10 protein-coding genes and 1 pseudogene are annotated in these 12,716 nt (G+C 74.7%); 6 read left to right on the top strand and 5 right to left on the bottom strand.

All coding sequences use genetic code 11. From position 1 onward, the window contains the following. From KIK08_RS32755 to KIK08_RS32770, 4 genes and pseudogenes are all read left to right on the top strand, one after another. Positions 1–217, top strand: a pseudogene (locus KIK08_RS32755) (hypothetical protein); the annotation flags it as partial. A 304-nt stretch (positions 218–521) separates the two neighbouring features. Further along, complete coding sequence (locus tag KIK08_RS32760) at positions 522–5,300, top strand: NAD-glutamate dehydrogenase (RefSeq protein ID WP_214407193.1); 4,779 nt, start codon at positions 522–524, stop codon at positions 5,298–5,300. Next, positions 5,300–5,716 carry an acyl-CoA thioesterase gene (locus KIK08_RS32765; RefSeq protein ID WP_214407194.1) on the top strand — a complete coding sequence of 139 codons (417 nt, stop codon included), beginning with the start codon at positions 5,300–5,302 and terminating at the stop codon, positions 5,714–5,716. Before KIK08_RS32760 ends, KIK08_RS32765 begins: the two co-directional genes overlap by 1 nt. Next, positions 5,713–6,378: a DUF8185 domain-containing protein gene (locus tag KIK08_RS32770; protein ID WP_214407195.1), complete on the top strand. Its 666-nt coding sequence runs from the start codon at positions 5,713–5,715 to the stop codon at positions 6,376–6,378. Before KIK08_RS32765 ends, KIK08_RS32770 begins: the two co-directional genes overlap by 4 nt. Positions 6,379–6,400: 22 nt before the next feature. On the opposite strand, the gene KIK08_RS32775 is transcribed toward KIK08_RS32770, so the two are convergent. Then, positions 6,401–6,766: a DUF4267 domain-containing protein gene (locus KIK08_RS32775; protein ID WP_214407196.1), complete on the bottom strand. Its 366-nt coding sequence runs from the start codon at positions 6,764–6,766 to the stop codon at positions 6,401–6,403. A gap of 87 nt (positions 6,767–6,853) precedes the next feature. Between KIK08_RS32775 and KIK08_RS32780 the strand changes: the two genes are divergently transcribed. Then, positions 6,854–7,432, top strand: a complete 579-nt coding sequence (locus KIK08_RS32780; RefSeq protein WP_214407197.1) for a TetR/AcrR family transcriptional regulator — start codon at positions 6,854–6,856, stop codon at positions 7,430–7,432. Between the two features lie 6 nt (positions 7,433–7,438). Here KIK08_RS32780 and KIK08_RS32785 read toward each other — a convergent pair whose 3' ends face one another. From KIK08_RS32785 to KIK08_RS32800, 4 genes are all read right to left on the bottom strand, one after another. Beyond that, positions 7,439–9,004, bottom strand: coding sequence for a glycoside hydrolase family 13 protein (locus KIK08_RS32785; RefSeq protein WP_214407198.1), 1,566 nt, complete (start codon positions 9,002–9,004; stop codon positions 7,439–7,441). Positions 9,005–9,113: 109 nt separating this feature from the next. Next, positions 9,114–9,497, bottom strand: coding sequence for a globin (locus KIK08_RS32790; protein WP_214407199.1), 384 nt, complete (start codon positions 9,495–9,497; stop codon positions 9,114–9,116). 111 nt (positions 9,498–9,608) lie between these two features. Continuing rightward, positions 9,609–10,598 (bottom strand): mechanosensitive ion channel family protein, encoded by a 990-nt coding sequence (locus tag KIK08_RS42055; protein WP_491063193.1) that lies wholly within the window; start codon positions 10,596–10,598, stop codon positions 9,609–9,611. 233 nt (positions 10,599–10,831) lie between these two features. Beyond that, positions 10,832–11,491, bottom strand: a complete 660-nt coding sequence (locus tag KIK08_RS32800) for a pyridoxamine 5'-phosphate oxidase family protein (protein ID WP_214407201.1) — start codon at positions 11,489–11,491, stop codon at positions 10,832–10,834. A 145-nt stretch (positions 11,492–11,636) separates the two neighbouring features. On the opposite strand from KIK08_RS32800, the gene KIK08_RS32805 reads away from it, so the two are divergent. Then, the coding region (locus tag KIK08_RS32805) for an aminotransferase-like domain-containing protein (RefSeq protein ID WP_308258037.1) at positions 11,637–12,716 on the top strand (1,080 nt) is incomplete at its 3' end.

Consider the following 12,716-nt stretch of genomic DNA (forward strand, 5'->3'; position numbering starts at 1 on the left):
CGGCTCGTCCCGCCCGGGGTCCGCGCCGCCGGGTTCCCGCGGCCGGCGTGCCGGTGCGCCGCCGCCGGGCGGCAGCGACCCGGGCGTGCCAGCCACCGACGACCCCGATCCGCCGGCCGGGCAGCCGACCGCCCGCAAGCGGGTCGACGCCTCCACGGAGGGACTCGGCCTGGCCGATCTGCTGGCCGGGGCCCTGGCCGAGTACCGGGGCATCTGAGCACCCGACAACCCGAGCCTCGGCGGACCGCGCCGAGGCCCCTCGGGCCGCCGCCCGCCCGGCTCGTGGCCCGTCCAGCAAGGTTGGTGGGGATATCGGTGGATCCGGACGTTCGCCCGGCACGGCGTCGGTCGGCCCTCGTACCTGGCGTACTCGGGTCGGCCGGCAGCGCGGCCAGCGGGCGCTCGGGCCGCCGAGATACCCGCCGTACCGTGCCGGACGGGCCACTAGGGTGGCGGCGTCGCCCACGAGGAGACCACCCGACCACGGTGGTCGGCCGACACATGGCCGACGCCGACGAGCCATGGAGCCGCATGTGACCAGAGGGACGGACCCGGAGCCCGATCCGGAGCTGGCCGCTCTCGGGGAGCTGTACGCACGCCACGCCACCGACACCCCGCCGCTGTCCGGCCCGTCGGGAGTTCCGACGGGCGGGCACGTGATCCACCTGCGCGACGCGGCGCGGGCCCACCTGCAACTCGCCGAGCAGCGCGCGCCGGGGGAGCCCGCGATCCGGGTGCGGCCGGCCGAGAGCGGCGACCCGGCGGCCGGTGGCGCCGTGGTGGAGGTCGTCACCGACGACATGCCGTTCCTGGTCGAGTCGGTGCTGGCCGCGGTGTCCCGCGCGGGCGGCGACGCCAGCCGGCTGATCCACCCGATCGTCGTCGTGCGCCGCGACGCCGGCGGCAAGCTCGCCGAGGTGCTGGCCGACGCCGACCCGGCCGAGCCGCCGGACGGCACCATCGTGGAGTCCTGGATCCACGTCGACCTGGGGGCGCGGGCCCCGGCGGGGCTGGCCGACCTGCTGCGCCAGGCGCTGTCGGACGTGCGCGACGTCGTCGACGACTCCGGCGCCATGGTGCGGCGGGCGCGCGAGCTGGCCGACGCGATGCCGGCGGGCGCGGTGGGCGAGGACGAGACCAGCCCGGCCGACGTGGGCCGGTTGCTGCACTGGCTGGCCGACGGCCACCTCACCTTCCTCGGCTACCGCTACCAGCCGGCCGGGGAGTCCACCGGCGAGACCCACGCTGCGCTGGGCCTGCTGCGGCGCGACTCCGGGCGGGCCGCCAAGTTCGCTCCGGGAGTGGCGCCGGCGGGCGCGGAGCCGGAGCTGCTGCTGATCACCCGGGCCACGGTCCCCAGCCCGCTGCGCCCGGCGCACCCGTACTACCTGGCCCTGCGCGACACCGACGAGCACGGCGTCCTGCGCGGCGAGCACCGCTTCATCGGCACGCTGACCGTCCTGGCCCAGCACGAGAGCGTGCTCGACATCCCGCTGGTGGAGCGCCGGGTGCGCCGGGCGATCCAGCTGTCGGGGCTGCCGCTGGAGTCGTACTCGGGCCAGCGGATGCTCGAGGTGCTCTCCGGGCTGCCGCGTGAGGAGCTGTTCAGCGCGACGGCGCAGGGGCTGCACGACACGGCGACCGGGGTGCTGGCGATCTCCGGACGCCGGGTGGTGCGGGTGTTCCTGCGCCCCGATCCGTTCCGCCGGTTCGTCTCCTGCCTGGTCTACCTCCCGCGCGACCGGTACACGACGTCGTCGCGGCTGGCGATGGCCAGGGTGCTGGAGCGCCGCCTGGGCGGCACCTCGGTGGACTACACGGCCCGGGTGTCGGAGTCCAACCTGGCGCAGGTGCACTTCACCGTGCACGCCGGACCGGACGCCCCCGGCTTCGGCGCGGTCGACGTCCCCGACCTGCAGGACGAGCTCACCGAGGCCGCCCGCAACTGGGACGACAAGCTGCTCTCGGCGCCCGACGCCGCCGGCGTCGCCGATCTGCTCGACGGGGTGCCCGAGGCGTACAAGGCGGTCGTGCCGGCCGAGCGCGCCGTCGAGGACATGCGCCGCATCGACGCGCTCGACGGGCCGGGCTCGTTCGACGTGCGGCTCTACCGCACGCCGGGCGCGCCCAGCCACCCCGCCTCCGGCGACCCGGGCGAGCGCGAGCGCCGCTTCACGCTGTACCTGGCCGGCGCCCCGGCCACGCTGACCGCGGTGCTGCCGCTGCTGCAGCAGCTCGGGGTCGACGTGCTCGACGAGCGCCCGTCGGAGTTCGTGCGCGCCGACGGCTCGCGGTGCTGGCTCTACGACTTCGGGCTGCGCCTTGACGACGCCACCAGCGCGGCGCTGGCCGAGCGCGACGAGGAGGAGGTCGAGGACGGCTTCTGCGCCGCGTTCAGCGCGGCGTGGCGCGGCGACGCGGAGTCCGACCGGTTCTCCGCGCTGGTGCTGCGGGCCGGGCTGCGGTGGCGGGAGGTGGCGGTGCTGCGCGCCTACGCCCGCTACGCCCGCCAGCTGGGCAGCACCTACGGGGTGCAGTACATGGCCGACACGCTGCTGGCCCAGCCGGCCACGGCGCGGGCGCTGGTGGGGCTGTTCCGGGCCCGGTTCGACCCGGCGGCGCCCGAGCGGGAGCGGGGCGTCGAGCGGGCGCTGGCCGAGGTCCGGGGGCTGATCGACGCGGTCACCGGGCTCGACGCCGACCGGATCCTGCGCGGCTACCTGGCGATGATCATGGCGACGCTGCGGACCAACTGGTTCCGCGAGCGGGCGTACTTCTCGTTCAAGATCGACCCGACGGCCGTGCCCGACATGCCGGCGCCGCGGCCCACGTTCGAGATCTTCGTGTACTCGCCCCGGGTGGAGGGCGTGCACCTGCGCTTCGGCCCGGTGGCGCGGGGCGGGCTGCGCTGGTCCGACCGCCCCCAGGACTACCGCACCGAGATCCTGGGCCTGGTCAAGGCGCAGGCGGTGAAGAACGCGGTGATCGTGCCGGTGGGCGCGAAGGGCGGGTTCGTCGTGCGCCGCGGCGACAACTCGCCCGAGGAGGTCGAGTACTGCTACCGGACCTTCATCTCCGGTCTGCTCGACATCACCGACAACCTCGTGCACGACGAGCGCGGCGCCGGCCGCACGGTCCCGCCGCCGGACGTGATCCGCCACGACGGCGACGACTCCTACCTGGTCGTGGCGGCCGACAAGGGCACCGCGAAGTTCTCCGACACCGCCAACGAGGTGGCCGCGTCCTACGGCTTCTGGCTCGGCGACGCGTTCGCCTCCGGCGGCTCTGTCGGCTACGACCACAAGGCCATGGGCATCACCGCGCGGGGTGCGTGGGAGAGCGTCAAGCGCCACTTCCGCGAGCTGGGGGTCGACACCCAGACCGAGGAGTTCACCGTCGTCGGCATCGGCGACATGTCCGGCGACGTGTTCGGCAACGGGATGCTGCTCTCCGAGCACATCCGGCTGCTGGCCGCCTTCGACCACCGCCACGTCTTCGTCGACCCCGACCCGGACGCGGCGCGCAGCTTCGCCGAGCGCCGCAGGCTGTTCGAGCTGCCCCGGTCCAGCTGGGACGACTACGACCGCTCGGCGATCAGCGAGGGCGGCGGGGTGTGGCCGCGCACGGCGAAGTCGGTGCCGGTCGGCGAGCGGATGCGCACCGCGCTCGGCATCGACGACGGCGTCACCCGGCTCAGCCCGCCGGAGCTGATCTCGGCCATCCTGCGGGCGCCGGCCGACCTGCTGTGGAACGGCGGCATCGGCACCTACGTCAAGGCGGCGTCCGAGACCCACGACGACGTGGGCGACCGGGCGAACGACGCCATCCGCATCGACGGCAACGAGCTGCGGGTCAAGGTCGTCGGCGAGGGCGGCAACCTGGGCCTGACCCAGCGCGGCCGGATCGAGTTCGCGCACGCCCACGGCAGGATCAACACCGACGCGATCGACAACTCGGCCGGCGTGGACTGCTCCGACCACGAGGTCAACATCAAGATCCTGCTGGACCGGCTGGTCGTGGCCGGCGAGCTCGACCAGCAGGCGCGCAACGAGCTGCTGGGGTCGATGACCGACGAGGTCGCCGAGCTGGTCCTGGCCGACAACCGCGGCCAGAACGCGGTGCTGGGGGTCAGCCGCGCGCACGCGCCGGGGATGCTCAACGTGCAGCGCAGGCTCACCGCCGACCTCGCCGCGCGCACCGGGCTCGACCGCGAGCTGGAGGTGCTGCCCTCCGACGAGGAGTTCGCCGCCCGGGAGGAGACCCGCGTCGGGCTCACCTCGCCGGAGCTGTCGACGCTGCTCGCGCACGTCAAGCTCGACCTCACCGCCCGGCTGCTGGCCACCGACCTGCCCGACGTGCCGGCGTTCGCCTCGCGGCTGCCGCGGTACTTCCCCGGCCCGCTGCGCGAGCGGTTCCCGGCCGCGGTGGCCCAGCACCCGCTGCGCCGCGAGATCGTGACCACCCAGCTGGTCAACGAGATGGTCGACAACGCCGGGACGACCTACGCGTTCCGGCTCGTCGAGGAGCTGTCGGCGTCCCCCAGCGACGTGGTGCGCGCCTACGCGGTCACCACCCGGGTGTTCGAGCTGCCCGCGCTGTGGGAAGCGATGCGCGCCCCGCACATCCCGACCGCGGTCTCGGACCGGATCGTGCTGGAGTCGCGCAGGCTGCTCGACCGGGCCTCGCGGTGGTTCCTCACCAACCGGCCGCAGCCGCTGGCCGTGGGCGCCGAGACCACCCGGTTCGCGGCCGCGGTGAGCGCGCTGCGGCGCAAGCTGCCCGACCTGCTGCGCGGGCGCGAGCGCGAGGCGGTCGACGTGTACGCGGAGAAGCTGCGCGCCGACGGCGTCGGCGACGACTGCGCGCTGGAGTCGGCCGCGCTGATGTACGGGTTCGGGCTGCTCGACGTCGTCGACCTGGTCGAGCTGTCCGAGCGCGACCGCGAGCCCCGCGAGCCGGAGGAGGTGGCCGCGCTCTACTACGCCATCTCCGAGCACCTGAGCTTCGACCGGGTCCTCTCGTCGGTGTCGGCGCTGGCCCGGGGCAACCGCTGGCACGCGCTGGCCCGGTTGGCGCTGCGCGACGACCTGTACGGCTCGCTGCGCGCGATCACGCTGGACACGCTGCGCGAGGCCGATCCGGGCACCCCGGTGGAGCAGGCGATCGAGCAGTGGGAGAAGGCCAACGCCTCGCGGCTGGTCCGGGCGCGGTCCGCGCTCGACGAGGTCGACAAGACGGGCGTGCTCGACCTGGCGACCCTGTCGGTGGTGTCGCGGCAGCTGCGCGGGTTGGCCCGGTAGTGGCCCGGTTCGCCGCCGCGGTCCCGATGCGCTGGACCGACCAGGACTCCTACCGCCACCTCAACCACGCCCGCGCGGTGACGCTGCTGGAGGAGGCGCGCATCGCGCTGGTCTTCGACGCCGCCACGGCCGAGGGCGTGCCGGGGCTCGCGGCCGGGTTGCTGGTCACCGGGCTGGAGGTGCGCTACCGGCGCCAGATCGCGTACCGGTCGAGCCCGCTGCGCGTGACGATGGGCGTCGACCGGGTGCGCGCGGCGTCGTTCCGCATCACCTACGAGATGCACGACGGCGCCGACGAGGCCGACCCGGTGGCCATCAGCGCCCACACCGACATGGCCACCTTCGACCTGGCCGCCCAGCGCCCCCGGAGGCTGCTGTCGCAGGAGCGGGCGTTCCTGGAACGATGGTCGGGGTGAGCGCGCTCAAGATCCCGGACCCCGCCGAGCGCGGCGACCTCGGCTCCTTCGTCGCCCGCGTCGTCCGGCTCGACCAGACCGCCCCGGTGCGGCTGCGGGCCGCCGACGGCCGGGTGGCGGTGTGGGCACCGACCCCGTTCGACACCCTGGTCACCCGCTCCGTGCACGGCACCCTCGAACCGGGTGACCTGACGGCGTCGGCGTCCGGCCTGCTCACGGCCCTGGCCGTGGAGCGGGCCGAGACGGTCGACCCGGGGCCGGGCGCGCTGTGGCCGGGGGAGCTGCCGCCCGACGGGGGCTGGTACCCGGTCGACGACGTGCCGGTCGCCGAGCTGGAGCGGCTGACCGAGCGCGGGCTGGCCGTGGCCAAGGAGAACGCCGGTCCGCACGGTCCGCCCACGTCGCTGCTCGACCAGGTGGTGCTCACCGTCGCCCCCGACCCCGACCGCTCGCCGGGGGCGGGGCCGGGCCGGGCCGCGGCGGTGAAGGTGCCGATGCGCTGCCTGTTCGCGCTGTCCGGGATGGGCTTCCTGGGCGCGGTCGGGGATGCGGGCGGCGACGTCGTGCGGGTCTCGGCCACCGGCAGTTGGCTGCGCCTGGACGCCCGCTACGGCGCGGTCGTCCGCCGCCGGGTCACCGCGCTGCCGCTGCTGTTCGGCTGATCGGCGGGTCCGGCTGTGCCGCTCACAGGGCGAACAGCAGCGCGGCGGAGATGAGGATCACGACGGCGGTCGCGAAGTGGATGCCGAACGCGGTGGCCTTCGTGCCGCCGTTGCGCAGCACCACGACCGTGTCGCCGAGGGGTGCGAGCGCGACGACCAGCATGAACCAGGCCTCGGCCTGCGCGCCGACGAACGCCAGCAGGGCGAGGCCCACCAGCCCGTAGGTGCTGTCGCGCACTCCCTTGACCGTCAGGTAGGCGATGTCGCGCTCCGCGGGCACGCCGTACCCGGTGGCCGCCGCCCAGGGCACGACGAGGAACCGCACGCCGATGAAGAGGATCCCGAGGTTCAGCAGGATCGCGAGGCCGTAGGCGATGTAGGTGAGCATGTCCGACTCCGTTTCTAGCGCTGCTAGGTACAAGAACGACGCTAACCTAGCTGGAGCAGAATCGCTAGCGCTGCTAGGATCCCTGCTGTGAGCATCCAGACGCGCCGGGAGCGCGAACGCGCGGAACGGGAGCGGCTGATCGTCACGGCCGCCCGCGAGCTGGCCGAGGCCGAGGGCTGGGACGCGGTGACCACACGCCGGCTGGCGGAGCGCGTCGAGTACAGCCAGCCCGTGCTCTACAGCCACTTCGCCGGCAAGGACGCGATCATGGCGGCCGTCGCGGTGGAGGGCTTCGCCGAGCTGGCCGGGGAGCTGGCCGCCGCCCGCGCCGCAGCGGGGGCGGCGGGGGCGTTGGCGGCGGTGAGCGAGGCCTACACGGCGTTCGCCCAGCGCCGCCCGGCGCTCTACGACGCGATGTTCAGCCAGGCGGTCGCGCTGCCGTTCGCGACCGACGAGGCCCCGGCGCCGCTGCGCGCGGGGTTCTCCGAGCTGGTCGAAGCGGTCCGCCCGCACGCGGGCTCCGCCGACCCGGCGCAGCTGACGGAGGTCTACTGGGCCGCCCTGCACGGACTGGTCACGCTGACCCGCGCCGGTCGGCTCCTGCGCCCGGCCCACGACGCCAGGCTGGCGCTGCTGCTGGCCCGCTTCACCCGCGCGCCCGGGTGAGGGGCGTCATTGCAGCCAGGCGGAGGTGTCCGGGGGCAGCATGTCCTCGTAGATGGGCCCGCTGTGCAGCAGGATCTCACCGGGCGGCAGCGGCACCGGCTGCGACGACGTGTTCAGCGCGCAGACCAGCGTCCCCCCGGCCCGCCGGAAGGCGAGGCAGCCCTGCGGGGCGCCGAACCACTCCAGGTTCTCGCCGTCGCCCTCGAACCCGGCCTGGGTCTTGCGCAGCTCCACCGCCCGGCGCACCAGTGACAGCATCGAGCCGGTGTCCTCCAGCTGCTCGGCCACCGTCAGCAGGCTGTACTCGAAGGGCATGGGCAGCCAGGGAGTGCCGTCGGTGAAGCCGTAGCCCGGGCCGGCGCCCTCCCACGGAATCGGCACCCGACAGCCGTCGCGGCCGCGCTCGGCGCGGTCGGAGCGCTCCCAGACCGGGTCCTGCAGCGCCTCGTCGGGCAGCGCGGCGTCGGGCAGGCCCAGCTCCTCGCCGTTGTAGAGGCACACGGCGCCCGGCAGCGCCAGCTCCACCAGCGCCATCGCCCTGGCCCGCTTGCGGCCGATGGCGCCGCCGCCGTAGCGGGTGGCGGGCCGGGGGAGGTTGTGGTTGGACAGGGTCCAGGTCGGCCGGGCCGGCACGTCGACCACGGCGGCCAGCGAGCGCTCGACGGCGGCGCGGATCGCCACCGCGTCCCAGCCGGCCTGGGCGAGGCGGAAGTTGAACCCCAGGTGCAGCTCGTCGGGGCGCAGGTAGCGGGCGAACCGCTCGTCGTCGGCCACCCAGATCTCGCCGATGGTGAGGCTGTCCGGGTAGTCGTCGGCCACCGCGCGGATGAGCCGGTGCACCTCGTGCACGCCGTCGTCGTCGAAGCGGGGGTCCTCGGCGTGGTCGGTGACCATCGTCCCGGCCGGGTGGGTGGCGTCGGGCAGCCCGTCGGGCTTGCTCATGCCGTGCGCCGCGCTGATCCGGAACCCGTCGACCCCGCGGTCCAGCCAGAACCGCATGGTCTTCTCCATGTCGGCCCAGACCTCGGGGTTGTCCCAGTTCAGGTCGGGTTGGTCGGGCGTGTACAGGTGCAGGTACCACTCGGACTGCCCGGTGCCGGCCGGGTTGGGCGCGCGCGTCCAGGCCGGCCCGCCCAGCACGCTGAGCCAGTTGTTCGGCGGTTCGGCGCCGTGCTCGCCGCGGCCGGGCCGGAAGTGGTAGCGGGCGCGCTCGGGACTGCCCGGCGCCGAGTCGAGCGCGGCCCGGAACCACTCGTGCTCGCTGGAGGTGTGGTTGGGCACCAGGTCGACGATCACCCGGATGCCGTGGTCGTGGGCGTCGTCGACGAGGTCGTCGAAGACCTGCAGGTCGCCGAAGGCGGGGTCGACGGCGCGCGGGTCGGCGATGTCGTAGCCGTGATCGGCCATGGGGGAGGGGTAGAAGGGCGTCAGCCAGATGGCGTCGACGCCGAGCAGCTCCAGGTAGCCCAGCCGGGTGCGCACGCCTTCGAGATCGCCCAGGCCGTCGCCGTCCGAGTCCGCGAAGGACCGGACGTAGACCTGGTAGATCACCGCGTCCCGCCACCACTGCACGAGGCAGATCCTGTCAAACCCGGGGCCGCGTCCGGAGCCCCCGAGCGGGGGCGGAATTCCGCTCGCGGGTCACAGCGAGGTCGGCCTGCGATCCGGGCCGCGAGCCGACTCAGAAGTCACTGTTGACCATGCTCATGGCCGCGTACTGCAGGTACTGCCAGAGCTGGTCGCGGTGCGCGGGGTCGAGCCCGGACTCGTCGACGGCGACGCGCATGCAGCGCAGCCAGGCGTCGCGCTCGATCGGCCCGACCTTGAACGGCGCGTGCCGCATCCGCAGCCGCGGGTGTCCGCGCTGGTCGGAGTAGGTGCGCGGGCCGCCCCAGTACTGCTCAAGGAACATCCGCAGTCGCACCTCGGCCGGGCCGAGGTCCTCCTCGGGGTAGAGGGGGCGCAGCACGTCGTCGGCGGCCACCTCCTGGTAGAAGCGGGCCACCAGCTTCTCGAAGACCGGCGCGCCGCCCACCTCGGCGTAGAAGTTCTGCGGTTCGCTCATCGCCCGGCCTCGCAGAGCTCGGCCGGCGCGTCGCGCAAGCGCTGTGTCGATGGTTCGCTCGCAAGCTCGCTCACCGCTCCATCATCCCCTCCCCGTCGGGCCGGGCGCGGCTCAGGCCTTGGCCGGTCCGCCCGACGGCGGGGTGGTGGTCGGGATGATCCCGGGGCGGGGCACGCCGTTGTCGTCGAAGGCGTCGGTGATCGCGCCGTTGAGCGCGCGCTGCACGGCGAACTGGCGGCCCGGGTTGACCCGCACCGTCAGCCGCAGCGTGACGCCCTCGGGGCCGACGCGCTCGATGCCCAGCACCTCCGGCGCCTCCAGCACGTCGTCGGCGACGTCGGGCATCGCCACCCGCTCGGCGGCCACCCGGCTGAGCAGGTCGGTGGCGGTGGTGACGTCGGCGCTGTGCGCCACCGGCATGTCCACCACGGCGACGGCGAAGCCCTGGCTCTTGTTGCCCACGCGCAGGATCTCGCCGTTGCGGACGTACCAGACGGTCCCGTTGACGTCGCGCAGCGTGGTGATCCGCAGCCCGACGGCCTCCACCACGCCACCGGCCTCGCCGAGGTCGACGATGTCGCCCACCCCGTACTGGTCCTCGAGCAGCATGAACATCCCGGACAGGAAGTCGCGCACCAGGTTCTGCGCGCCGAAGCCGACCGCGACGCCGACGATGCCGGCCGAGGCCAGGATCGGGGCCAGCGCCACCCCGAACTCGGCCAGGATCATGATCGAGGCGATGGCCAGCACGACGGCCGAGCTGATCGAGCGCAGCACCGAGCCGATCGTCTTGGCCCGCTGGCCGCGCCGCTGCGACACGGCGGCGCCGTTGGTGTCCGGGCGCAGCCGGCGGGGGGCGCGCCCGAGCAGCCGCGACAGCCGCGAGCTGGTGGCGCCGTCGATGACCCGGTGGATCGCCCGGTGCAGGAGGAACCGGACGAACAGCGCCAGCAGGACGATCAGCGTGATGTTGATCGTGCTGGAGACGATGGCGTCGGCCGAGTTGGCCAGGAAGTCGTTGCTGGTCCAGTCGTAGAACCGGGCGCACCAGGTGCCGGGGTCGTCGGCGCACTCGGGGCGCACGATCACGGCGTCGAGCACGGCTTCCTCGTCGCCGGGCGGGACGGGGACGGGGGTGCTCACATCAGCTCCCCGTGCCCGCGCAGGCCCTCGACGAGGTCGAGGGGCTCGGTGCGGGGGTCGGTCGGTCGGGCGTCCTCCACGCGGGCCGAGGTTACGTCACCCTCCCGAGCACGATTCACCCCCGTCGAGAACGAACCTGTCGTGATCGACAAGCCCTGTTGATCACGACAAGTTCGTTCTCGACGGGTGGGTCAGTGGCGGGTGGCGACGTGGTGGGGGACGGGGGTGTCGGGGGGCAGGGTGGGGTCGGGCTCGGGGGTGCCGAACGTGGTGCGCACCGGCAGCACCCCGGACCAGCGCCCGCCCGCGGCGATGTCCTCCTCGTCGTCGTTGGGCGGCGCGGCGCGGACCTTCACCGCTGCTTCGGCCAGGTCGACGGCGAACACCCCGGTGGCGGCCAGTTCCCGGCGGTCCGGGCGGCGGGCGTGCCACCACGAGCCGGGGGCCAGCTGCTCGGTGACGGCCTCCAGGGCGACCAGCACCTCGTCGGGGTCGCGGACGACGCGGGCCGTGGCGTGCACCACCGCGCTGCGGTAGTTCATCGAGTGGTGGAACGTCGAGCGGGCGTAGACGATCCCGTCGACGTGGGTGACGGTCACGCAGACCGGGGCGCCGTCGAGCACCCGCAGCCAGCCGGCGCCGGTCGAACCGTGCAGGTAGAGGGTGTCGCCGACGCGGCCGTAGCCGGTGGGCAGCACGACGGGCTCGCCGTCGCGCACCAGGCCGACGTGGCAGACGAGCCCGGCGTCGAGCACGGCGTGCAGGTCGGCGCGGTCGCTGCGGGCGCGTTCGCGCAGCCGGGTCGGCGTGCTGCGGGGGGTGCTGGACAGGGCCGGTGTCGTGGTGCTCACGCGCCGACCTCGCTGCGCTCGGCCGGCACGAGAGCCAGGGCTGCTGTGGTGAATGGTTCGCTCGCAAGCTCGCTCACGCGCTCAGCCTGACCCGAGCGGTGGCATCCTGCGAGTGCCACTTTTCGTCGATTCCGGGAGGCCACTCGTGGAGCTGCCGCCACTGGTGCTGGACCGCGACGCCGGTCGCCCGCTGGCCGTGCAGCTGGCCGAGGGCCTGCGCGCGGCGACCGCGGACGGCACCCTGCGCGCCGGCGACCGGCTCCCGTCGACCCGGGCGCTGGCCACCGCGCTGGGCGTGAGCCGCACGGTCACCGCGGCCGCCTACGAGCAGCTGCTCGCCGAGGGGTGGGTGCAGGGCAGGCGGGGCTCGGGCACGTTCGTGGTCGACGCGCCGGGCCGGGTCGCCGCACCGGGGCCCCCGCCCGTGGCACCGCGCGAGGGCGAGCCCGAGCTGGTCGACCTCTCGGCCGGGCGACCGTGCCTGACGGTCCTCGACCGGGCGGCGTGGCGGCGCGCCTGGCGGGCCGCCGCCGACCCGCCCGTCGACCGCGACCCCGACCCGGTCGGCCTGCCGGCGTTCCGGGCCGCGGTGGTCGAGCACCTGCTGCGCCACCGCGGGCTGCCCGCCGACCCCGCCGACCTGCTGGCCACGTCCGGCAGCACCGGCGCCATCGCCGAGCTGGCCCGCACGTGGCCGGCCGGGTCGCGGGTGGCTGTGGAGGAGCCGGGCTACCAGCGGGCCGTGGCGGCGCTGCGCGCGGCCGGCCACGAGATCGTCGGCGTCCCGGTGGACGAGGCCGGCCTCGTCGTCGACGCGCTGCCCGCCGGGCTGACCGCCGTCTACTGCACCCCGGCCCACCAGTACCCGCTGGGCGCCCGGCTGTCGGCGGCGCGGCGGGTCGCGCTCGTCGAGCGGGCCAGGGCCGAGGGATTCTGGGTGGTCGAGGACGACTACGACGGCGAGATGCGCTACGACGTGGCACCGCTGCCGCTGCTCACCGCGCTCGGCCGCGACGTCGTGGTCCACCTCGGCACCGGCAGCAAGCTGCTCACCCCGACCCTGGGCGCGGGCTGGGCGGTGGCCCCGCCCGCGCTGCGGGAGCGGCTGCTCGACGCCCGCGACCGGACCGGCAGCCGCCCGCCGCGCGCGGGTCAGCGCGTGTTCGCCGCGCTGGCCGCCCACGGCGACCTCTCCCGCCACGTGCGCCGGCTGCGGCGGGAGCTG

The organism is Pseudonocardia lacus (assembly GCF_018531445.1).
Taxonomy (GTDB): domain Bacteria; phylum Actinomycetota; class Actinomycetes; order Mycobacteriales; family Pseudonocardiaceae; genus Pseudonocardia; species Pseudonocardia lacus.

Bases quoted from the DNA above. Each gene is read 5' to 3' on its own strand.
- KIK08_RS32760 (WP_214407193.1), top strand. From the start codon at position 522: ATGGAGCCGCATGTGACCAGAGGGACGGACCCGGAGCCCGATCCGGAG.
- KIK08_RS32775 (WP_214407196.1), bottom strand. From the start codon at position 6,766: ATGCTCACCTACATCGCCTACGGCCTCGCGATCCTGCTGAACCTCGGG.
- KIK08_RS32790 (WP_214407199.1), bottom strand. From the start codon at position 9,497: ATGAGCGAACCGCAGAACTTCTACGCCGAGGTGGGCGGCGCGCCGGTC.